Here is a 20,761-nt window from a genome sequence, read left to right on the forward strand (position 1 = left end):
AGCGCTTCGATGTTGCTGTGAGGTTAAGTGAACACCTCTGGGCGCACAAGGGTCGTTCCCAAACTTCCTCACGTGGAGCAGAAGGGGTCAATCCTCGTGCCCGGCTTGAAGTGACGACGCTCGTCTCTTGACACCCGACCCGTCGCCGACCAGCATCGAAGCGCTTCGAAAGCGCCTCGCCGATCCATCGCAAGGGGATCCCCACGTGACCGCACACACGCCACCCACCGCACCCTTCCGCGATCCGCAGCTGCCGTTCGCGAAGCGCGTCGACGACCTGCTGGGTCGGCTCACCCTCGACGAGAAGATCTCTCTCCTGCACCAGTTCGCACCCGCCGTCGAGCGGCTCGGCGTCGCCGCCTTCCGCACCGGTCAGGAGGCCCTGCACGGCGTGGCGTGGATGGGCCCGGCGACGGTGTTCCCGCAGGCGGTCGGCCTCGGCGCCACCTGGAACCCGGAGCTGGTGCGACGCGTCGGCGACGCGGTGTCCAAGGAGGTCCGCGCGATGCGCGCCAAGGACGACCGGGTCGGCCTCAACGTCTGGGCCCCGACGGTCAACCTGCTGCGCCACCCCCTGTGGGGCCGCAACGAGGAGGGCTACTCGGAGGACCCGAAGCTCACCTCGGCGATCGCCACGGCCTACACGCACGGCCTGCGCGGCGACCACCCCGCCTACTGGCGCACCGCGCCCGTGCTGAAGCACTGGCTGGCCCACAACAACGAGACGGACCGCTCCACGACGTCGAGCTCGGTGCGCCCGCGCGTGCTGCACGAGTACGACCTGCGGGCCTTCCGCGAGACCGTCGAGGCGGGGGCGGTGGCCGGGGTGATGCCGGCCTACAACCTGGTCAACGGCCGCCCCAACCACGTCTCCCCGTACCTGTCCGAGCACCTGCGGACCTGGACCGACGAGGACCTGCTGGTCTGCTCGGACGCGGGAGCGCCGAGCAACCTCGTCGACTCCGAGCACTACTTCGACACCCACGAGGAGGCCACCGCCGCCGCCCTCGTGGCGGGCGTCGACAGCTTCACCGACCACGGCACGGACTCCTCGCAGATCATCGGCCGGCTGCGCGGCGCCCTGGAGCGCGGTCTGCTGACCGAGGCCGATGTCGACACGGCCGTCCGCCGTCAGCTCTCGGTGCGTTTCCGGCTCGGCGAGTTCGACCCGGAGCACGACCCGCACGGCGCCACCGGCGAGTTCGACACCCCGGCGCACCGCGCCCTCGCCCAGGAGGCGGCCGAGCAGGCGATCGTGCTGCTCAAGAACGACGGGGTGCTGCCGCTCGCCCCGGACACCCGGATCGCGGTGGTCGGGCCGCTCGCCGACGAGTGCAAGCTCGACTGGTACAGCGGCACGCTCATCCACCGCTCGACCCCGCTGGACGGCCTGTACGAGCGGTTCGGCGCGCAGCGGGTGGAGTTCGCGGAGGGCGTGGACCGGGTCCGGCTGAAGACCTCCACGGGCGCGTTCCTGCACGTGCCGGTGGCGGAGGAGGCCGCCGACGAGGTGCGCGGCGCCGAGGGCGCGCTCGACCCGGCGCTGCTCGCGGGCCGCACCGACCTGCCCCCGCTCACCACCGACGCCGCCGGCACCGAACTGGCCCTCCTGGACTGGGGCGACGGCGTCCTGACCTTGCGCGCCCCCGACGGCCGCTATCTCTCGGTCGCCGACGACGGCTGCCTGCGTGCCTCCGCCGACCAGCCGGGGGGCTGGGTCGTGCAGGAGACGTTCCGCCTGGAACCGCACGGGAACGGGCACCTCCTGAAGCACCTGGGGACGGGTCGCCACGTGTGTGTCTCCGCCGACGGCGTGAAGGTTGCCGACGCGGATCCCGAGGTCTTCGAGCTGGTCGTCGCCGAGCGCGGCGAGGAGGCGGTGGCGCGTGCCGCCGCGGCGGCCGACGTGGTCGTGGTGGTCGTGGGCAACGACCCGCACATCAACGGCCGCGAGACCGAGGACCGCACGACCCTGTGTCTGCCGGAACACCAGGAGCGGCTGCTGCGGGCGGCCCGGGCGGCGAACCCGGCCACCGTGCTGGCGCTGGTCTCCGCCTACCCGTACGCCGTCCACCCGGACGAGCTGCCCGCGGTGCTGTGGACCGCGCACGGCGGCCAGGCGGCCGGCACCGCCCTGGCCCGCGTCCTGGCCGGTGACGTCTCCCCCGCCGGCCGTCTGCCGCAGACCTGGTACGCCGACGACGCCGACCTGCCGGGCCTGCTCGACTACGACGTGATCGGCGCCCGCCAGACGTACCTGTACTTCGAGGGGACGCCCCTGTTCCCCTTCGGGCACGGACTGTCGTACACGTCGTTCGCGTACGGCGACCTGACGGCCCGGGTCGAGGGCGAGGCGGTGCGCGTCTCCTTCTCCGTCACCAACACCGGCGACGTCACGGCCGACGAGGTGGCCCAGCTCTACACCCGGGCCGTAGACGCGTCCGTGCCGCGTCCGCGTCGCGCGCTGCTGGACCACCGCCGCGTCACCCTCACCCCCGGGGTGACGGCCGAACTCGGCTTCGACGTCCCGCTGAGCGCCTACGCGTTCTGGGACGTCTCCCAGGACCGGTGGCGCGTGGAGCCGGGCGCGTACGAGCTGCTGGCCGGGGCGTCCAGCGAGGACGTCAGGCTGCGGACGACCATCACGCTCGACGGCGAACCGACCCTGCCGCGCGCCGCCCTCGCGAAGGGCCTCGCGGCGGCCGGGTTCGACGAGCAGAGCGGCATCGAGATCGTCGACCGGACGAAAGTGTCGGGCGACGCCGTGACACCGGGGGGCGCGGAGGCGGCCGAACTGGTCTACCGGTCCTGCGACTTCGGGCGGGGCATCTCCGGGGTGACGGTGGAGGTGGCCGGCGAGGGCACGGTGGAGCTCTCCCTCGACGGCGGCCCGGTCCTGGCGACGCTGTCGCCCGCCGCACCGACCTCGGGGCCGTACGACTACGTCACGCTCGGCGCGTCCCTGGCCGCCGCGGGCGTCCACGACGTGCACCTCAGACTGCGCGGCCCGCTGCGGCTCGCGCACGTCGGCTTCTCCGGTTGAGGGTCCGGAGCAGGCCGGCACAGAGAAGGGGCCCGGCACCGGAAGGCATCGGTGCCGGGCCTCTCCCCAGAGACTATATGAAAATGGTTTCCATGAGCCAGAGGTGCGTCAGAGATCGATGCCGGTGAGGACCAGCACCCGCTCGTACGTGTAGTCCTCCATGGCGAACCGCACGCCCTCGCGGCCCACGCCGGACTGCTTGACACCGCCGTACGGCATCTGGTCGGCGCGGTAGGACGGCACGTCGCCGATGACCACGCCACCGACCTCGAGGGCACGGTGAGCCCGGAAGGCGGTCTGGAGGTCGTGGGTGAACACGCCCGCCTGGAGGCCGTACTTGGAGTCGTTGACGGCGGCGAACGCCTCGGCCTCGCCGTCCGCCTTCTGCACGGTGAGGACCGGGCCGAAGACCTCCTCGCAGGAGATCGTGACGTCGGCCGGGACCTCGGCCAGGACGGTCGGCGCGTAGGAGGCGCCGTCGCGCTTGCCGCCGGTGAGCAGCCGCGCTCCGGCGTCGACGGCCTCCTGCACCCACGTCTCGACGCGCTTCGCGGCGTTCTCGTCGACCAGCGGGCCGACGTCCGTCTTGTCGTCGCTCGGGTCGCCGGTGACCTGGGCCTCGACGGCGGCGACGATACGCGGCAGCAGCCGGTCGTACACCGCGGCGTCGGCGATGACCCGCTGCACGGAGATGCAGGACTGGCCGCCCTGGTAGTTGGAGAAGGTGGCGATGCGGTTCGCCGCCCGGTCCAGGTCCTCGTCGCTCGCCCAGTCGGCGAGGACGACGGCCGCGCCGTTGCCGCCCAGCTCCAGGGTGCAGTGCTTGCGCGGCACCGAGTCCATGATCGCGTAGCCGACCTTCTCGGAACCGGTGAAGGAGATGACGGGCAGACGCTCGTCCTGCACGAGGGCGGGCATCTTGTCGTTGGCGACCGGCAGGATGCTCCAGGAGCCCGCGGGCAGCTCGGTCTCGGCGAGCAGGTCACCGATGATCAGGCCGGACAACGGGGTCGCCGGGGCCGGCTTCAGGATGATCGGGGCGCCGGCGGCGACGGCCGGGGCGATCTTGTGGGCGCAGAGGTTCAGCGGGAAGTTGAAGGGCGCGATGCCGAGCACGACACCCTTCGGGAAGCGGCGGGTGAGGGCGAGCCGGCCCTGGCCGCCGAGGTCGGTGTCGAGCCGCTGGGCCTCGCCGCCGTTGAACCGCCGGGCCTCCTCGGCCGCGAACCGGAACACCGACACGGCCCGGCCGACCTCGCCGCGCGCCCACTTCAGCGGCTTGCCGTTCTCGGCGGAGATCAGCTGCGCGATCTCCTCGGTGCGCTCGGCCAGACGCTTGCTGACGTGGTCGAGGGCGGCGGCCCGGACGTGGGCGGGGGTGCCGGCGAACTCGTCCAGCGCTGCGTGAGCGGCGGCCACGGCCTCCTCGACCTGCGCGTCCGTCGGAACGCTCACCTTGCCCACGAGCCGCCCGTCCCAGGGGGAGGTGACGTCGAAGGTTTCCTCGCCGGTGGCCTGGCGGCCGGCGAGCCAGAAGGCGTGGGTGGAAGTCATGTGGGTTCCGGCCCTTCGGCGTTGGGGGTGATCCTGTGCTACGGGACCAACGGTAGGCGCGAGGTGGCCGAAGCACGTTTGTCCGAGTCGTAGCAGTGGGGGACGCGGACACTCCGGTTTGGCTACTCGGTGGAGGCCGTCTTCAGGGCCAGCCACAGCTCCATCCGGACGTCCGGGTCGTCCAGGGACCGGCCGAGGATCTCCTCGACGCGGCGCATGCGGTAGCGCAGGGTGTGCCGGTGGACACCGAGCTCTGCCGCCGCCGCGTCCCACTGGCCGTGCTTGGACAGCCAGGCGCGCAGGGAGGAGACGAGGTCGCCGCGGCCCGTGGCGTCGTGCTCGTACAGCGGCCGCAGCATGCCGTCGGCGAAGGCCCGTACCGCGTCGTCCGCCAGCAGCGGCAGCACCGATCCGGCCGCCATCCGCTCGTGCTCCACGAGGACCCGCCCGCGCCGCCTCGCCACCGACAGCGCCTGTTCGGCCTGCTTGTACGCGGCGGACGCGGCGATGGGCCCGGCCGGTGCCGACAGGCCCACGACCAGTTCGCCCTCCTCGCCGCCCGGCACCTTCTCGCGTATCCCGGCCCGGGCCGTCTCCAGGGCGGCCGCGTACTCCCCGCAGGCCGCGGCGGCGGCGCCGCCGTCCGCGGCCAGCACCACCAGCCGCTCCCCCTCCGGCACGACCAGCACGGCCTCGCCGGCCCGGGCCGCCGCGGACTCCATCACGTCGGCGAGAACCGCGAGGGGATCGCCGCCGGTGTCGGCCGCGGCGAGCGCGGCGGCCGAGAACCGCTCGGCGGGCGGGGCACCCTTGCGTGCCTCCGCACGGACCAGCGCGGCCGACGCAGAAACCGGCACCCGCTCGGCGACCAGCATCCGGAACGGCGCGTCCAGCAGTTCGCCGTACAGGTCCCCGGCGACGGCGCGCGCGTGGTCCGGCTCCCCGGCCAGCAGCATGCGCAACACCGCCGCTCCGACGCGCTGCTCGGCCTCCTGGAGGGACCGGGAGCGTTCCGTGGTCAGGGTCAGCAGCGCGATGGCGGAGTGGACGGCGTAGCGCTCGGCGGTGCCCGGGGCGGCGGCCGTGCCCACGGCGAGAGCCGCGCGAGGGCGCCGGCCGGTGCCTATGGTGTGCAGCTCGACCCGGTCCTCGTTCTCCGGCCCCCCGGCCACGGAGGAGGCGGGCGCGGGGCGGTCCCGCAGCTTCTGCACGTCACCGGTGAGCCGCGCGGCGCGGCGCCCCGCCCACTCCGGTGCCGTGGCGACGACCGCGCCGGAGGCGTCGTACAGCGCCGCCCATCCGTCGACCTGCGCGGCCAGCGCGGCCAGCAGCCCCTCCGGGCCGCCGGTCTGGGCCTGCCGGGTCAGTTCGCGCTGGGCGGCGAACCCGGCGGTGACGGCCCGGTACTGATCGGCGGCGATCTCGGCGGAGACGGCCTTGCTGATGGCGAGGAACGGCGTGCGGCGCGGCACCTCCAGCAGCGGCAGGCCCTCCTTCCCGGCCGCGTCGACCAGCGCCTTGGGGATCTCCTCGTAGTTGACGCCGACGGCGAAGCCCAGACCGACCACTCCGGCCCCGGCCAGCCTGTGGACGTAGCGGCGCATGGCCTCCGGGTCCTCGGCGTCCAGCTTGAGCGCGGTGATCAGCAGCAGTTCGCCGCCCTCCATGTAGGGGACGGGGTCGGCGAGCTCGCTGACGTGCGCCCAGCGGACCGGCACGTCGAGGCGGTCCGCGCCCGCCCGCACGGTCAGTTTCAGCGCGGAGTGGTGGACGAGCGAGGCGAGCGTCGGGGGCATGAGGCCTTCTGCGTCAGGGCTGTGTGATCTCTGTGGTCTTTTGGCCGCCACGTATGAACGACCTGTGACGATTCTGCCTCACCGTACGGTCCCGGCGTACCCCACCGGTGGGTGGGGGTCAGCTCCGAAGGTCCACCAGCAGGGGCGGGGCGTGCTCGCCCTTGACGTCGGTCAGCGACAGCACGGCGTGCCCCGCCGGCACGCCGTGCGCCAGCTCGGAGGCGGACCAGCGCTCCCGCTCGACCTGCCGCACGGTCACCGCCCGCGCGGTCGGGGCCTTGCCCGTGATCACCCGGCGCAGCATGTGCACGGCCTTGCCCGCCGGGGTCTCCGCGATGATCTGCCGGTCGGTGACGTCGCGGGCCTCGGTCCACTCCTTGCCCCACACCTCGGCGAAGTCCTGCCCGTCCCAGGGCGTGAGCCCCGACAGGGCCATCCGGCAGCCGGTCGCGCCGAGCAGCGGCCCGCGCAGCGGCCGGGCCACGTCGTCGAGCGTCCGCAGGGTGAGCACGACCCCGGCGTTCCCGGAGCGCAGTCGCTGGATGCCCCGCACGGCCTCGGGCGTCACCACCCCGGTCGCGTCGTCCAGCAGCAGGCAGGCGAACAGCGACCGGTCCTCGCGTACGGCGACACTCGCCGTGAACTGCGCGAGCACGAGCCGGGCCAGCATCTTGGAGGCGTCGGCATGCCCGCGCTGGGGCAGGTCGATGCGGACCCGGACGGGGTGGTCGAGGGCCTTGAGCGTGAAGGGCCGGGACTGCCCGGAGGTGTCGAAGAACCCGGCGAAGGCGGGCCGGTCGAGCAGCGCGACGCGATCGCCCAGCACCCCGCCGACGTCCCCGGGCTGCCCCATCTGCCGCTCCCGGGCGTCGAGTTCCCGCAACAGCGACTCCTGCCCGGCCTCCTGGAGCCCCTGCCGCAGCGCGGCGAACGGCCCGGGCGCCCCGTCCAGCAGCTGCCGCAGCTCCGGTACGGAGGGGAAACGCCCGTGCACGGCCCGGAACGGCCCGAGCAGCTGGGCGAGGACCGTGGTGGACCGGCGGGTGTCGCTGCCGGGATGCGGGTCGGCCAGATCCCCGACCAGCGCCTCGGCGAGCACGGCCGCGGCCTCGTCCGGGTCGCTGGTGCCGCCGTACAGATCGAGGTCGTACTCGGACTCCTGGTTCCCGATGCGCACGACCACGTCGTACGCGTCGGCCGGCCCGAGCCCCGCGCCCGCCGCCCCGACGACGACCACGGCGGCCCGCCCGGCGAGGGCGTGCAGGCAGAGCGACTCGGCGAGGGGCCGGACGACGGTGCCGGTCTTGCCGGAGCCGGCGGGGCCGACGGCGACGAGCGAGGTGCCGAGCAGGTCGGGCCCGAGGGCGAGCCCCGTGCCGCGGTAGGCGTACGGGTTGCGGGCGTCGTCCACGGTGGTCCCGAGCCGCACCTGCCCGGTGACGAGGTCGTGCCGCGCGAGCCGGGCGGGCAGGTCGCGCTCCCCGGAGGGGTGCAGGCACGCGGCGGCACCGTCCTTGAGCACGGCGCCGCTGAAGGTCGCCAGGCTGTGCCGGCCGGTGCGCACGCCCTGCCAGGCACGCAGGATCCGGGCGTGGTCGACGTCCCGCATCAGCCCGGAACGCGCCTCGGCGGCGAGCCGCTCGGCGGCGTCGGGGGCTCCGGCGGCACGCAGCTCGTTCCACTGGGCCGGGTCGTCCTCGGGGGTCGTCCGCACCTCCTGGGCCTCCGGCCGGCTCAAGCGGGGGGTGACGAAGCGGCGCCACACCTCGCCCCAACGGCCGAGCCGGGCCGCCCCGACCATGATCGCCAGAGCGACGAGGAGCTCGTACCCCTGGTAGACGATGAACGTCCCGGTCTCCCCCAGGTCGCTGTCGCCGCCGCGCCAGGCGTCGGGGACGATCAGGTCGAACGGCACCCACCACCAGGTGCCGAGATAGCCGTTCTGCAGCAGCGACCAGACCAGCCATCCCACGAGAAAGGCGATCAGCGCCCCGCTCAGCAGCTGCCGGGTGGGGATCTCCTCGGGTTCCTCCGCGGGCCGCGGCCGGTGCCCGAACCGCCATACGCCCGGGGCGGCGTCGGGGCGCGGCGCCCGCAGCCAGGTGAGGAACGCCGACCCGTCCGGCACCGGCGGCATCCCCGGCGCCCGGGGCGGCACAGGAGGCATCGCCGGTACCTCCGGAGGTCCCGCCGGGCGCGGCACGGGACTCGCATGCGTACCCCGCGCCTCCTGCGTCCCGTCGCTGTCCATCGCCCTTGCCCCCTGACCAGCCGCTCCGTCCACCATCAGCGAGCCAATCTAACGCCCTCCCCTGGGGAGTTCACCGCTTACACGGCCGGGTCGTGGGCACCAGCCCACCGAGAGCGCCATGTCCACCCCGGACAAGGCGCCCCACCGACAACGCCCACATGGAGCATGCCCACCCCCCGTCCCCCGCCCTAGCCTGCGAGAAAAGAAGCCAAGCGTCCGCAGAGACCATCCGCACCACCCCAGGAGCCCCGCATGACCGCACTTCCGCAGGAGCGCCGCGTCGTCACCGCCATTCCCGGTCCGAAGTCGCAGGAGCTGCAGGCCCGCCGTACCGCCGCGGTCGCGCAGGGCGTGGGGTCCGTGCTGCCCGTGTTCACGGCACGCGCGGGCGGCGGGATCATCGAGGACGTCGACGGCAACCGGCTCATCGACTTCGGGTCGGGCATCGCCGTGACCTCCGTGGGCGCCTCCGCCGAGGCCGTCGTACGGCGGGCGTCGGCGCAGCTGGCCGACTTCACCCACACCTGTTTCATGGTCACGCCCTACGAGGGCTACGTCGAGGTCGCCGAGGCGCTCGCCGAGCTGACCCCCGGTGACCACGCCAAGAAGAGCGCCCTGTTCAACTCGGGCGCCGAGGCCGTCGAGAACGCGGTGAAGATCGCGCGGTCCTACACCAAGCGGCAGGCCGTCGTGGTGTTCGACCACGGCTATCACGGCCGCACCAACCTGACGATGGCGCTGACCGCCAAGAACATGCCCTACAAGCACGGCTTCGGCCCGTTCGCGCCCGAGGTGTACCGCGTACCGGTGGCGTACGGCTACCGCTGGCCGACCGGGCCCGAGAACGCCGGCCCCGAGGCCGCCGCGCAGGCCATCGACCAGATCAGCAAGCAGGTCGGAGCGGAGAACGTCGCCGCGGTCATCATCGAGCCGGTGCTCGGCGAGGGCGGCTTCATCGAGCCGGCCAAGGGCTTCCTGCCGGCGATCCGCAAGTTCACCGAGGACAACGGCATCGTCTTCGTCGCCGACGAGATCCAGTCCGGCTTCTGCCGCACGGGCCAGTGGTTCGCGTGCGAGGACGAGGGCATCGTCCCGGACCTCATCACCACGGCGAAGGGCATCGCCGGCGGTCTGCCGCTCGCGGCCGTCACCGGCCGCGCCGAGATCATGGACGCCGCTCACGCCGGCGGCCTGGGCGGCACCTACGGCGGCAACCCGGTCGCCTGCGCGGGTGCGCTCGGTTCGATCGAGACGATGAAGGAGCTCGACCTCAACGCCAGGGCGAAGAACATCGAGGCGATCATGAAGGGCCGCCTCGGCGCCATGGCCGAGAAGTTCGACATCATCGGCGACGTCCGGGGCCGGGGCGCCATGATCGCCATCGAGCTGGTCAAGGACCGCGCCACCAAGGAGCCGAACCCGGAGGCGACCGCCGCCCTCGCCAAGGCGTGCCACGCCGAGGGCCTGCTGGTCCTGACCTGTGGCACCTACGGCAACGTGCTCCGCTTCCTGCCGCCGCTGGTGATCGGCGAGGACCTGCTGACCGAGGGCCTCGACATCATTGAGCAGGCGTTCTCCCGCATCTGAGCCCTCGGCGCGCGCATCTGAGCCGCCGTCCGGGCAGGTGAGCCGCCCCGGTTCCGCTACCGGGGCGGTGAGCGGCAGAGGGTGTGAAGAAGGTGTGCGAGGTGGATGACAGGGGGCCCTACGGCCTGTCCTGCGCCCCGCCCCTGTCGTAGGTTCTACCCAGATGAGAGATACACCCCGCCCACAGGGGACTGTGGGTGACATCAGGCCGGGGCCTCCCCAGCTTCGACCTGGTCGTGCCCTCGCGCACACAACCGGAGCCTGAGGCTCTGGATCTCCTCACCGATCGGACAGTCGCCCGCCCCAAACCCCCCGGGGCGCGCGACGTTCCGGTCCGGAACGGCCGCCCCGGAACTCCCCCCCTGTTCCGGGGCGGCCGACCTCTCTTTCCGCCCCTCGTGCGACGAGCGGTCTCCCGGGTGCAGGACGTCCGGGTGCCCGGCCGCCGTCCCGGCCGTGAAACAGCCCCCGCGCAGGAGCACCTCCCCGGGCCCCGCGAGCAGCCGCTGCCGTCGCTCCTGCTGTGCCGCACGCCGCCCGTCGGAGGCCCGCTCGGCGAAGAGCCGGGAGCAGTGATCGAAAAGTCGGAGGCCCGCTCGGCGAAGAGCCGGGAGCAGTGATCGAAGAGTCGGAGGCCCGCTCGGCGAAGAGCCGGGAGCAGTGGTCGAAGAGGCTGTCGTCGTGGGACGGCCGGTTCACGTGACCCTCCGAAGGGGCCGCGAGTGGGCGTCTGCGCTCGTGCCAAGCTGTGCCCCATGCCGATCGCCGCGAACCAGGACCGTGCCGCTCCCCCTGGCTCCCTCGCCCTCCTGCTCGCCCTTCCGGCCGTGCTGTTCGCGCTGATCACCTGGCAGGTCGTCGCGGACGGCCCGCTCGTCCGGCTCGACGAACGCCTCAGCCGCGTTCTCGTGAACCCGGACCGCTGCTCCGAACTCCTCGCCGACCTGGGCAACGTCCCGGTCGCGGTCCCGGTCCTCGCCGTCGCGCTCGGGTACACCGCCGTACGTCACCGTCGCGCCGGCGCGGACCGCTGGTGGCTGCCCGTCGCCGCCGCGGCCCTGCTCATGGCCCTGGTCCCGGCGCTGGTCGTGCCGCTGAAGGAACTCACGGCCCGCCCGGGCACCCCGGCCGTCCCGCCCGGAACCGGCTACTACCCCTCGGGCCACACCGCCACCGCCGCCGTCGCCTACGGTTCCGCGACCCTGCTCCTCCTGCCCTGGCTCCGCACCACCCCGGCCCGCCGCGCCCTGGTCGCCCTGTGCGTCGCCCTGGTCCTCGGCGCGAGCTACGGCCTGGTCCGCCGCGGCTACCACTGGCCACTCGACGTGGTGGCCAGCTGGTGCCTGTGCACGGTGCTGCTGTCGGCGCTGTGGCTGTTCGTCCGGACCATGACGACGCCCGGTCTTTCTCAATCACCAGGGCCCTGACCGTCGTTCTCCGTCGCCAGGGCCGCCGCGGCCTCGTGCATCGCCAGTTCGAGCAGCGCCGGGTCCGTCAGCATGCCCGAGCCGTCCGGCGGGACCAGCCAGCGGACGCCGCCGGGCGAGGACCGGCCCGGGTACGGCACGACGATCCAGGTGCCGGCGCCCGCCGTGCGGATGCCCGTGCCGAGCCAGCGGGCCGCGGTGCCCGGCGGCACGAAGAACCCCATGCGGGCGTCACCGAAGTCGACGAGAACGGGGCCCGGCCGGTCGAGGACCCGGGTGAGCACGTCGAGCGTGGCGTACCCGAGTGCGCCGGGCAGGATGAGCACGTCCCAGGCACGGCCGGCCGGCAGCAGCGCGACCCCGAGCGGGTTGCGCTCCCATTCCCAGCGGCAGGCCTCGGGATCGGGCGCGACGGATGTGAGCCACTCGACCGCCGTCTTCGCACCGGTCATCGGAAAGACCCCCTTCTCTTTCGCGGACCTCACGGACGCGCGGGGCGCCCGCGAGGGCATCACGAAGGAGAAGGGGGTGTCCCCCCGGCCATTACGCGGGTTCCGGCACCTCGTTGGAGTGAACCGGATCACACCCGGTCGGTCAGCTGTCGAATCCCAGCCCCAACCGGTCCATCGTGCGCAGCCACAGGTTGCGGCGGCCGCCCTGGGCGTCGGCGCGGGCCAGTGACCACTTGGTGAGGGCGATGCCGGTCCAGGCGAACGGCTCGGGCGGGAACGGCAGCGGCTTCTTGCGCACCATCTCCAGTTCCGTGCGCTCGGTGCGCTCCCCGCTCAGCAGGTCCAGCATCACGTCGGCGCCGAAGCGCGTGGCGCCGACTCCGAGGCCGGTGTACCCGGCCGCGTAGGCCACCTTGCCCTGGTGGGCGGTGCCGAAGAACGCCGAGAAGCGGGAGCAGGTGTCGATCGCGCCGCCCCAGGCGTGGCTGAAGCGGACGCCCTCCAGTTGCGGGAAGCAGGTGAAGAAGTGACCGGCGAGCTTGGCGTAGGTCTCGGGACGGTCGTCGTACTCGGCGCGGACGCGGCCGCCGTAGGGGTAGATCGCGTCATAGCCGCCCCAGAGGATCCGGTTGTCGGCGGACAGGCGGAAGTAGTGGAACTGGTTGGCGCTGTCGCCGAGGCCCTGGCGGTTCTTCCAGCCGATCGAGCCGAGCTGCTCGGCGGTGAGCGGCTCGGTCATCAGGGCGTAGTCGTAGACCGGGACGGTGTACGAGCGCACGCGTCTGACCAGGTTCGGGAAGATGTTGGTCCCGAGGGCGACCTGACGGGCGCGGATCCGGCCGTAGGGGGTGCGCACGGCCATGCCCGCGCCGTACGGCTTCAGGGTCAGGGCGGGGGTGTTCTCGTAGACGCGCACGCCCAGCTCCCGGCAGGCCCGCTTCAGGCCCCAGGCGAGCTTGGCCGGGTGCAGCATGGCGACGCCCCTGCGGTCCCACAGGCCGGCCTGGAAGGTGGGTGAGTTCACCTGCTCCCGTACGGCGTCGGCGTCCAGGAACTCGACGCCTTCGGCCAGTCCCCGGCGGGACGTCTCCTCGTGCCACTCACGCAGTTCGCGCGCCTGGTAGGGCTCGGTGGCCACGTCGATCTCGCCGGTGCGCTCGAAGTCGCAGTCGAGGGAGTGCCGGGCGACGGCGGCCTCGATGGCGTCAAGGTTGCGCTCGCCCAGCTGCTGGAGCGTGTGGATCTCGTCGGGCCAGCGGGCGAGGCCGTTGGGCAGGCCGTGGGTCAGGGAGGCGGCGCAGAATCCGCCGTTGCGGCCGGAGGCGGCCCAGCCCACCTCGCGGCCCTCCACCAGCACCACGTCCCGGCCGGGGTCGCGCTCCTTGGCGAGCAGCGCCGTCCACAGGCCGCTGTAGCCGCCCCCGACGACCAGCAGGTCGCAGGTCTCGGAGGTGGTGAGGGCGGGTTCGGAGCGGGGCCGGCCGGGGTCGTCCAGCCAGTACGGGACCGGCTGGGCGTCGGAAAGCGAACGGGTCCACTGATTCATGGCGCTCGGGGCCATGATGTCAACTCCCTACGGTTATGCCTTGTGCCTGTTGCGGCGGTTTCCGGCGATCATGGAAACCAGCACGAACAGCACGGCGACCACGAACATGGTCGTGCCGATGACATTGATCTGGACGGGCGTTCCGCGCTGCGCCGAGCCCCAGACGAACATGGGGAACGTGACGGTCGAGCCGGCGTTGAAATTGGTGATGATGAAGTCGTCGAAGGAGAGCGCGAAGGCGAGCAGGGCGCCCGCCGCGATGCCGGGTGCCGCGATGGGCAGCGTGACCCGCACGAAGGTCTGGAACGGGCCCGCGTACAGGTCGCGTGCCGCCTCCTCCAGTTTTGGATCCATCGACATCACGCGTGCCTTGACGGCCGTGACGACGAAACTCAGGCAGAACATGATGTGGGCGATGAGGATCGTCCAGAAGCCGAGCTCGGCGCCCATGTTGAGGAACAGGGTGAGCAGCGAGGCGGCCATGACGACCTCGGGCATCGCCATCGGCAGGAAGATCAGCGAGTTCACGGCGCCCCGGGCGCGGAACCGGTAGCGGACCAGTGCGAAGGCGATCAGGGTGCCGAGGAGCGTGGCGCCGAGCGTCGCCCAGACGGCGATCTGGAGGCTGAGGGACAGCGAGTCGCACAGTCCGGAGACCCCGCACGGGTCTTTCCAGGCGTCCAGCGAGAACTGCTGCCATTCGTAGTTGAAGCGCCCCTTCGGTTTGTTGAAGGAGAACACCGTCACGACGACGTTCGGCAGGAGCAGATAGCCGAGGGTCAGCAGTCCCGCCAGGACGACGAGATTTCTCTTGAGCCAGTTGACGAAGGGCATTTAGACCAGATCCTCCGTCCCGGACCTGCGGATGTAGAGGGTGACCATGAACAGGATGGCCGCCATGAGGATGAAGGAGAGCGCCGCGGCCGTCGGATAGTCGAGGACTCTCAGGAACTGCGTCTGGATGACGTTGCCGACCATGCGGGTGTCGGTGGAGCCGAGGAGATCGGCGTTCACGTAGTCACCGGCCGCCGGGATGAAGGTCAGCAGCGTGCCGGAGACGACACCCGGCATCGACAGCGGGAAGGTGACCTTGCGGAAGGTGGTCGAGGGGCGGGCGTACAGGTCCCCGGCGGCCTCGTGGAGCCGGCCGTCGATGCGCTCCAGCGAGGTGTAGAGCGGCAGGATCATGAACGGCAGGAAGTTGTACGTCAGACCGCAGACCACCGCGAGCGGAGTGGCCAGGACGCGGTCGCCCGCGGTCATGCCGAGCCAGTTGGTGACGTCCAGGACGTGCAGCGTGTTGAGCGCGCCGACGACCGGGCCGCCGTCCGCGAGGATCGTCTTCCAGGCGAGCGTGCGGATCAGGAAGCTGGTGAAGAAGGGCGCGATCACCAGGATCATGATCAGGTTCTTCCAGCGGCCCGCGCGGAAGGCGATCAGATACGCCAGCGGGTAACCGAGCAGCAGGCACAGGATCGTCGCCGTGCCCGCGTAGAGCACGGAGCGGACGAACTGCGGCCAGTACGCGGACAGCGCGTCCCAGTACGTGGCGAAGTGCCAGGTGACCTCGTAGCCCTGCTCCAGGGAGCCCGTCTGCACGGACGTGGAGGCCTGGTAGACCATCGGCAGCGCGAAGAAGACGACCAGCCAGAGGATGCCGGGCAGCAGCAGCCAGTACGGCGTCCAGCGGCCCCGGCGCTTCGGGGGCTTCGGCTCGGGCGCTTGCGGCGCGAGCGGCGGTGGCGCCTCGGTGAGTGTGCTCATCAGGCCGCCTCTTCCACTCCGGCATCGGCGTCCTGGGCCGCGTCCAGGCCGAAGGTGTGGGCCGGGTTCCAGTGCAGGACGACCTCGGCGCCGGGTACCAGGCGGGGGTCGCGGTCGATGTTCTGGGCGTAGACCTCGAAGTCGGAGCAGACCGGGCTGTCGACGACGTACTGCGTGCAGACGCCGATGAAACTGGAGTCGGCGATCCGGCCCGTGATCCGGTTGCGGCCCTCGGGTATCTCGCCCGCGTCGTCGGCGTGGGTGAGGGAGATCTTCTCCGGGCGCACACCGACCAGCACCCTGCCGCCGGTCGTCGTGGAGGCGGAACAGCGCGCCTCGGGCAGGACGAGCTTGCCGCCGCCCGCCTTCAGCACGATCTCGTCACCGCTCTTGGAGTCGACCTCGGCCTCGATGAAGTTGGAGGTGCCGAGGAAGTTGGCGACGAACGTGGTGCGCGGGTTCTCGTAGAGGTCGGTCGGGGCGCCCAGTTGCTCGACGCGGCCCGCGTTCATCACGGCGACCGTGTCGGCCATGGTCATGGCCTCCTCCTGGTCGTGGGTGACGTGGATGAAGGTGATGCCGACCTCGGTCTGGATGCGTTTGAGCTCCAGCTGCATCTGGCGGCGCAGCTTCAGGTCGAGGGCGCCGAGCGGCTCGTCGAGCAGGAGCACCTTGGGGTGGTTGATCAGCGCGCGGGCCACGGCGACGCGCTGCTGCTGGCCGCCGGAGAGCTGGTGCGGCTTCTTGCGGGCCTGCTCGCCGAGCTGGACCAGGTCGAGCATCTCCTCGACCTGCTTCTTCACCGACTTCCATCCGCGCCGGCGCAGGCCGAAGGCGACGTTCTCGAAGATGTCGAGGTGCGGGAAGAGGGCGTAGGACTGGAAGACCGTGTTCACCGGCCGCTTGTACGGCGGGAGTGCGGTCACGTCCTGGTCACCCAGGAAGACGGTGCCGGCGGAAGGTTCCTCCAGCCCGGCGATCATGCGCAGGGTGGTGGTCTTGCCGCAGCCGGAGGCGCCGAGCAGGGCGAAGAAGGAGCCCTGCGGCACGGTCAGGTCGAGCGGGTGGACGGCGGTGAAGGCGCCGTAGGTCTTGGCGATGCCGGTGAGGCGGACGTCGCCGCTGGGGTCTGTCTTGTTCGTCATGGTGGTCACGCCCCCGTCAGCTTCGCGAACTTCGCCTCGAACTCGGTCTCTTCCTTCGAGCTCAGCGAGCGGAAGGCGTGCGACTTCGCGGCCATGGCCTTGTCGGGAATGATCAGCGGGTTGTTCGCCGCGTCCTCGTCGATCTTCTCCAGCTCGGCCTTCACACCGTCGACCGGGCACACGTAGTTGATGTACGCGGCGAGTTCGGCGGCGGCCTTCGGCTCGTAGTAGAAGTCGATGAGCCGCTCGGCGTTGGTCTTGTGCCGGGCCTTGTTGGGGATCAGCAGGTTGTCGGTCGACGTCACGTAGCCGCTGTCGGGGATGAGGAAGTCGATGTCGGGGCTGTCCGCCTTGAGCTGGACGACGTCACCGGCCCAGGCGACACAGGCCGCGAAGTCGCCGCTGGTCAGGTCCGAGGTGTAGTCGTTGCCGGTGAAGCGGCGGATCTGGCCCTTGTCGACGGCCTTCTGGAGCCGCGCGATGGCGGCGTCGTAGTCGTCGGCGGTGAAGTCGGCCGGGTCCTTGCCCATGTCGAGCAGGGTCATGCCGATGCTGTCGCGCATCTCCGACAGGAAGCCGACCCGCCCCTTGAGCTTGGGGTTGTCGAGCAGGTCGGATATCGACTTCACCTCGACGCCGTCGAGGGCCTTCTTGTTGTACGCGATGACGGTCGAGATGCCCTGCCAGACGTACGAGTAGGCGCGGCCCGGGTCCCAGTCGGGGCTGCGGAACTGGGCCGACAGGTTGGCGTAGGCGTGCGGCAGGTTGCTCGGGTCGAGCTTTTGCACCCAGCCGAGGCGGATGAGGCGGGCGGCCAGCCAGTCGGTGAGGACGATGATGTCGCGGCCGGTGTCCTGCCCCGCGGCGAGCTGCGGCTTGATCTTGCCGAAGAACTCGTTGTTGTCGTTGATGTCCTCGGTGTACTTGACCTTGATGCCGGTGCGTTTCGCGAACCGGTCCAGCGTCGGGTGGTGCTTGCCGCTGTCGTCGACGTCCATGTACTCGGTCCAGTTGGAGAAGTTCACCGTCTTCTCCTCGGCCGAGTGGTCCTCGGCCGAGACGCCGCCCTTCGACTGACCGGCCGCCGGGATGCCGCAGGCGCTCAGCGTCCCCAGTCCGCCGGCCGCGAGCGCCCCGCCCGCGGAGGCGCGCAGCAGTGACCGCCGGGTGAGGGCGGCCCTGCCGTTCTTGAAACTGCGCCTCATGGCGGCCACTTGGGCCGCGGACAGGCGGTCGGGCTCGTACTGCTCCATGCGCGTGGTGCCCTTTCGGAGGGTGGACGGCCGTTGGTCAGGCGGCCTGCATACGGCTATCGATCCCCGAACACGGTGCGGTGCCAGTCCTTCTCGGCCACCGCGGTGTTGTCGAACATGACGTGTTTGATCTGGGTGTACTCCTCGAACGAGTACGCGGACATGTCCTTGCCGTAGCCGGAGGACTTGTATCCGCCGTGCGGCATCTCGCTGATGATCGGGATGTGGTCGTTGATCCAGACGCAGCCGGCCTTGATCTCGCGCGTCGCCCGGTTGGCCCGGTACACGTCCCGGCTCCAGGCGGAGGCGGCCAGACCGTACGGGGTGTCGTTGGCGAGAGCGAGGCCCTCGTCGTCGGTGTCGAACGGCAGCACGACCAGGACGGGACCGAAGATCTCCGCCTGGACGACCTCGCTGTCCTGGGCGGCGTCGGCGATCAGGGTGGGGCGGTAGTAGGCGCCCTTGGCGAGCTCTCCCTCGGGGGCCTCGCCGCCGGTCACCACGCGCGCGTAGGAGCGCGCCCGGTCCACGAAGCCGGCCACCCGGTCCCGCTGCACGTGCGAGATCAGCGGGCCGAGGTCGGTGCCGGCGGCGAAGGGGTCGCCGAGCCGGACGCTCTCCATGAGGGCCGCGGTCCGCTCCACGAAGGCGTCGTACAGCGGCCGCTGCACGTACGCGCGCGTGGCGGCCGTGCAGTCCTGCCCGGTGTTGATGAGGGAGCCCGCGACCGCGCCGTGGGCGGCGGCCTCCAGGTCGGCGTCGTCGAAGACCACGAAGGGCGCCTTGCCGCCGAGCTCCAGGTGGAGGCGCTTGACGGTGGCGGTGGCGACCTCGGCGACGCGCTTGCCGACGGCGGTGGAGCCGGTGAAGGACGTCATGGCCACGTCGGGGTGGCCGACGAGGTGCTCGCCGGCCTCCCTGCCGGTGCCGGTGACGATGTTGATCACGCCGTCCGGGATCCCGGCGTCGGTGGCCGCCTGGGCGAAGAGCAGCGAGGTCAGTGGGGTGAGCTCGGCGGGCTTCAGGACGATGGTGTTGCCCGCGGCGATCGCCGGGAGGATCTTCCAGGCGGCCATCTGGAGGGGGTAGTTCCAGGGCGCGATCGACCCGACGACCCCGATGGGCTCGCGCCGGACGTACGAGGTGTGGTCGCCGGAGTACTCACCGGCGGACTGCCCCTGCAGAAGCCGTGCGGCACCGGCGAAGAAGGCGGCGTTGTCGATGGTTCCGGGGACGTCGAACTCGCGCGTCAGCTTCAGCGGCTTGCCGCACTGGAGCGACTCGGCGCGGGCGAAGTCCTCGGCCCGGTCGGCGAGGACCGCGGCGAACCGGTGCAGGGCGTCGGACCGCTCGCCGGGGGTGGCTGCCGCCCAGCCGGGGAAGGCCGCGCGGGCGGCGGCGACGGCCCGGTCGACGTCGGCCGGGCCCGCCAGCTCGTAGGTGAGGACCTCCTCGCCCGACGCCGGGTCGACGACCGCGTGCGTGCGGCCGGAGGTGCCCCTGGTCAGACGGCCCGCGATGTACTGCGCGCCCTCTGCGAAGCGTTCCTCGGCCGGAAATCGTTCCGGGGTGGCAATGCCCGGGTTGTGCATGTCGCTCTCCTCCGTGTCCCCTGGTGGGGCCGGCGTGGCTCAGGCTCGATTTGAGTGCCGATCCTGACAGAGGTGTGCCACTCCAACAAGTGATTCCGTTGTTGATTTTTGGTTACGCGACGGAATCTGTCGACCAGGTGTCGAGTTCACCGCGAAAAGGCGGGACGCTGTGTCAGTGGTGCGTGCCACACTCGCGTGCATGGAGAAGATCACGGGGGCGGTCGGCTCGCAGGAGGCCCTGATCAGGGCGGTCCGCGCGGGGGCGAGGGTCAAGTATCTGCACTTCTGGGGCCACCGGCCGCGGCCGGACGGCCGGATCGGGGCGAGCTGCCTGAGCCAGTGGTGGCCGGCGCCGTTCACCGTGGACGGCGTGGCCTACGCGACGGCCGAGCACTGGATGATGGCCGGCAAGGCCCGGCTCTTCGGGGACGCGGCGGCGGAGCGTGCCGTGCTGGCCGCCGAGCATCCCGCCGAGGCGAAGAAGGCCGGGCGGCTGGTGCGCGGGTTCGACGAGGCGGTGTGGGCGCGGGAGCGGTTCCGGATCGTCGTGGAGGGCAGCGTCCACAAGTTCGGCGCGCACCCCGAGTTGCTGGGGTATCTGCTGGGCACGGGTGACCGGGTGCTGGTGGAGGCGAGCCCCGTGGACCGGGTGTGGGGCATCGGGCTGGCCGCGGACGACGAGGCGGCGGCCGATCCGCAGCGGTGGCGGGGGCCCAATCTGCTGGGGTTCGCGCTGATGGAGGCGCGGGAGCGGCTGCGGACGACGAGCGCGTGAGAAGGGGCCGGTCCTCGGGACCGACCCCTCGTGCACTCCGGGAGCTCCGTTCAGGAAGCCGCGCCGAGCCCGCCCATGATGCTGGCGAACAGCAGGAAGCCCAGCAGCGGCAGGATCACGGTGGCGATGATGCCGCAGACCAGACCCGCGGTCGCCGCGCCCTTGTTGGTGGCCTCACCGCGGGTGGCCCTGCCACGGCCGATGGCACCGAAGATGATCGCGAGAATGCCCAGGATCACGCCGAAGAACCACATGATGAAGGTCACGCTGCACACCACGCCGATGATGCCCAGCACCAGTCCCGTGGTCCCCATGCCGTTGCTCGGCTGCGGAGGCATCCCGTAGCCGGGCGCCTGCGGGTAGCCCACGGGCGGCGCGGCCGGGTAGCCGGGGCCGCCCTGGGGGTAGCCGTAGCCCGGGGCGGCGGGGGGCTGCTGCGGATAGCCGTAGCCGGGGGTGCCGGGGGGCTGCTGCGGGGGCTGGGCCGGCGGGCCGAAACCACCGGGGGGTGGATTGGTGTTGGACATGGACGATCTCCCCTCCGTTGTCAGACCAGGGCATCGTAGTGGCCAAGTC

The 20,761-nt window shown here is 71.7% G+C and carries 16 protein-coding genes and 1 pseudogene; 6 read left to right on the forward strand and 11 right to left on the reverse strand.

From position 1 onward, the window contains the following. Positions 1 to 205: 205 nt before the first annotated feature. Positions 206 to 3,043, forward strand: a complete 2,838-nt coding sequence (locus ACZ7EG_RS29065) for a glycoside hydrolase family 3 C-terminal domain-containing protein (protein WP_471085120.1) — start codon at positions 206 to 208, stop codon at positions 3,041 to 3,043. 108 nt (positions 3,044 to 3,151) lie between these two features. Here the strand turns inward: ACZ7EG_RS29065 and ACZ7EG_RS29070 are convergent, their stop codons facing one another. From ACZ7EG_RS29070 to ACZ7EG_RS29080, 3 genes are all read right to left on the reverse strand, one after another. Beyond that, a complete protein-coding gene (locus ACZ7EG_RS29070) occupies positions 3,152 to 4,597 on the reverse strand; it encodes an aldehyde dehydrogenase family protein (protein WP_471085123.1) in 1,446 nt (481 codons plus the stop codon). A 122-nt stretch (positions 4,598 to 4,719) separates the two neighbouring features. Continuing rightward, positions 4,720 to 6,393, reverse strand: a complete 1,674-nt coding sequence (locus tag ACZ7EG_RS29075) for a PucR family transcriptional regulator (RefSeq protein WP_471085126.1) — start codon at positions 6,391 to 6,393, stop codon at positions 4,720 to 4,722. Between the two features lie 118 nt (positions 6,394 to 6,511). After that, on the reverse strand, positions 6,512 to 8,644 hold the full coding sequence (locus ACZ7EG_RS29080) for an ATP-binding protein (protein WP_471085128.1): 2,133 nt from the start codon (positions 8,642 to 8,644) through the stop codon (positions 6,512 to 6,514). Positions 8,645 to 8,896: 252 nt separating this feature from the next. On the opposite strand from ACZ7EG_RS29080, the gene gabT reads away from it, so the two are divergent. The 4 genes and pseudogenes from gabT to ACZ7EG_RS29100 all read left to right on the forward strand — a co-directional run bounded on the left by gabT (position 8,897) and on the right by ACZ7EG_RS29100 (position 11,658). Next, entirely contained in the window at positions 8,897 to 10,231 is a 1,335-nt protein-coding gene (gabT, locus tag ACZ7EG_RS29085; RefSeq protein WP_471085130.1) for a 4-aminobutyrate--2-oxoglutarate transaminase, read from the forward strand. Positions 10,232 to 10,394: 163 nt separating this feature from the next. Beyond that, positions 10,395 to 10,619: pseudogene (locus tag ACZ7EG_RS29090) on the forward strand (phosphatase PAP2 family protein); the annotation flags it as partial. A 10-nt stretch (positions 10,620 to 10,629) separates the two neighbouring features. Next, positions 10,630 to 10,851, forward strand: coding sequence for a hypothetical protein (locus ACZ7EG_RS29095; protein ID WP_471085732.1), 222 nt, complete (start codon positions 10,630 to 10,632; stop codon positions 10,849 to 10,851). 135 nt (positions 10,852 to 10,986) lie between these two features. Then, positions 10,987 to 11,658 carry a phosphatase PAP2 family protein gene (locus ACZ7EG_RS29100; RefSeq protein WP_471085133.1) on the forward strand — a complete coding sequence of 224 codons (672 nt, stop codon included), beginning with the start codon at positions 10,987 to 10,989 and terminating at the stop codon, positions 11,656 to 11,658. Here the strand turns inward: ACZ7EG_RS29100 and ACZ7EG_RS29105 are convergent. The 7 genes from ACZ7EG_RS29105 to ACZ7EG_RS29135 form a co-directional block, all read right to left on the reverse strand. After that, a complete protein-coding gene (locus ACZ7EG_RS29105) occupies positions 11,640 to 12,110 on the reverse strand; it encodes a bifunctional DNA primase/polymerase (RefSeq protein ID WP_471085136.1) in 471 nt (156 codons plus the stop codon). The two genes, ACZ7EG_RS29100 and ACZ7EG_RS29105, sit on opposite strands and share 19 nt — an antisense overlap. Before the next feature lie 142 nt (positions 12,111 to 12,252). Further along, positions 12,253 to 13,671 (reverse strand): NAD(P)/FAD-dependent oxidoreductase, encoded by a 1,419-nt coding sequence (locus tag ACZ7EG_RS29110; protein ID WP_471085139.1) that lies wholly within the window; start codon positions 13,669 to 13,671, stop codon positions 12,253 to 12,255. A gap of 18 nt (positions 13,672 to 13,689) precedes the next feature. Beyond that, a complete protein-coding gene (locus tag ACZ7EG_RS29115) occupies positions 13,690 to 14,490 on the reverse strand; it encodes an ABC transporter permease (protein ID WP_471085142.1) in 801 nt (266 codons plus the stop codon). After that, on the reverse strand, positions 14,491 to 15,420 hold the full coding sequence (locus ACZ7EG_RS29120; RefSeq protein ID WP_471085145.1) for an ABC transporter permease: 930 nt from the start codon (positions 15,418 to 15,420) through the stop codon (positions 14,491 to 14,493). It abuts the gene before it with no gap. Beyond that, positions 15,420 to 16,565, reverse strand: coding sequence for an ABC transporter ATP-binding protein (locus ACZ7EG_RS29125; protein ID WP_471085148.1), 1,146 nt, complete (start codon positions 16,563 to 16,565; stop codon positions 15,420 to 15,422). The genes ACZ7EG_RS29120 and ACZ7EG_RS29125 overlap by 1 nt, the downstream gene beginning before the upstream one ends. A gap of 5 nt (positions 16,566 to 16,570) precedes the next feature. After that, positions 16,571 to 17,818 carry a polyamine ABC transporter substrate-binding protein gene (locus ACZ7EG_RS29130; RefSeq protein WP_471085151.1) on the reverse strand — a complete coding sequence of 416 codons (1,248 nt, stop codon included), beginning with the start codon at positions 17,816 to 17,818 and terminating at the stop codon, positions 16,571 to 16,573. Positions 17,819 to 17,874: 56 nt separating this feature from the next. Further along, positions 17,875 to 19,410 carry a gamma-aminobutyraldehyde dehydrogenase gene (locus ACZ7EG_RS29135; RefSeq protein WP_471085154.1) on the reverse strand — a complete coding sequence of 512 codons (1,536 nt, stop codon included), beginning with the start codon at positions 19,408 to 19,410 and terminating at the stop codon, positions 17,875 to 17,877. Positions 19,411 to 19,609: 199 nt separating this feature from the next. On the opposite strand from ACZ7EG_RS29135, the gene ACZ7EG_RS29140 reads away from it, so the two are divergent. Next, positions 19,610 to 20,185, forward strand: a complete 576-nt coding sequence (locus tag ACZ7EG_RS29140; RefSeq protein WP_471085157.1) for an NADAR family protein — start codon at positions 19,610 to 19,612, stop codon at positions 20,183 to 20,185. Between the two features lie 50 nt (positions 20,186 to 20,235). Here ACZ7EG_RS29140 and ACZ7EG_RS29145 read toward each other — a convergent pair whose 3' ends face one another. After that, entirely contained in the window at positions 20,236 to 20,712 is a 477-nt protein-coding gene (locus tag ACZ7EG_RS29145; protein ID WP_471085160.1) for a DUF4190 domain-containing protein, read from the reverse strand. Positions 20,713 to 20,761 lie beyond the last annotated feature (49 nt).

Source organism: Streptomyces sp. NPDC037100, assembly GCF_055606225.1.

Coding starts and splice junctions, on each gene's coding strand:
- ACZ7EG_RS29145 (WP_471085160.1), bottom strand. CDS start 20,712: ATGTCCAACACCAATCCACCCCCCGGTGGTTTCGGCCCGCCGGCCCAG.
- ACZ7EG_RS29100 (WP_471085133.1), top strand. CDS start 10,987: ATGCCGATCGCCGCGAACCAGGACCGTGCCGCTCCCCCTGGCTCCCTC.
- ACZ7EG_RS29120 (WP_471085145.1), bottom strand. CDS start 15,420: ATGAGCACACTCACCGAGGCGCCACCGCCGCTCGCGCCGCAAGCGCCC.
- ACZ7EG_RS29080 (WP_471085128.1), bottom strand. CDS start 8,644: ATGGACAGCGACGGGACGCAGGAGGCGCGGGGTACGCATGCGAGTCCC.
- ACZ7EG_RS29125 (WP_471085148.1), bottom strand. CDS start 16,565: ATGACGAACAAGACAGACCCCAGCGGCGACGTCCGCCTCACCGGCATC.
- ACZ7EG_RS29130 (WP_471085151.1), bottom strand. CDS start 17,818: ATGGAGCAGTACGAGCCCGACCGCCTGTCCGCGGCCCAAGTGGCCGCC.
- ACZ7EG_RS29070 (WP_471085123.1), bottom strand. CDS start 4,597: ATGACTTCCACCCACGCCTTCTGGCTCGCCGGCCGCCAGGCCACCGGC.
- ACZ7EG_RS29075 (WP_471085126.1), bottom strand. CDS start 6,393: ATGCCCCCGACGCTCGCCTCGCTCGTCCACCACTCCGCGCTGAAACTG.
- ACZ7EG_RS29135 (WP_471085154.1), bottom strand. CDS start 19,410: ATGCACAACCCGGGCATTGCCACCCCGGAACGATTTCCGGCCGAGGAA.
- ACZ7EG_RS29140 (WP_471085157.1), top strand. CDS start 19,610: ATGGAGAAGATCACGGGGGCGGTCGGCTCGCAGGAGGCCCTGATCAGG.
- ACZ7EG_RS29115 (WP_471085142.1), bottom strand. CDS start 14,490: ATGCCCTTCGTCAACTGGCTCAAGAGAAATCTCGTCGTCCTGGCGGGA.
- gabT (WP_471085130.1), top strand. CDS start 8,897: ATGACCGCACTTCCGCAGGAGCGCCGCGTCGTCACCGCCATTCCCGGT.
- ACZ7EG_RS29110 (WP_471085139.1), bottom strand. CDS start 13,671: ATGGCCCCGAGCGCCATGAATCAGTGGACCCGTTCGCTTTCCGACGCC.
- ACZ7EG_RS29105 (WP_471085136.1), bottom strand. CDS start 12,110: ATGACCGGTGCGAAGACGGCGGTCGAGTGGCTCACATCCGTCGCGCCC.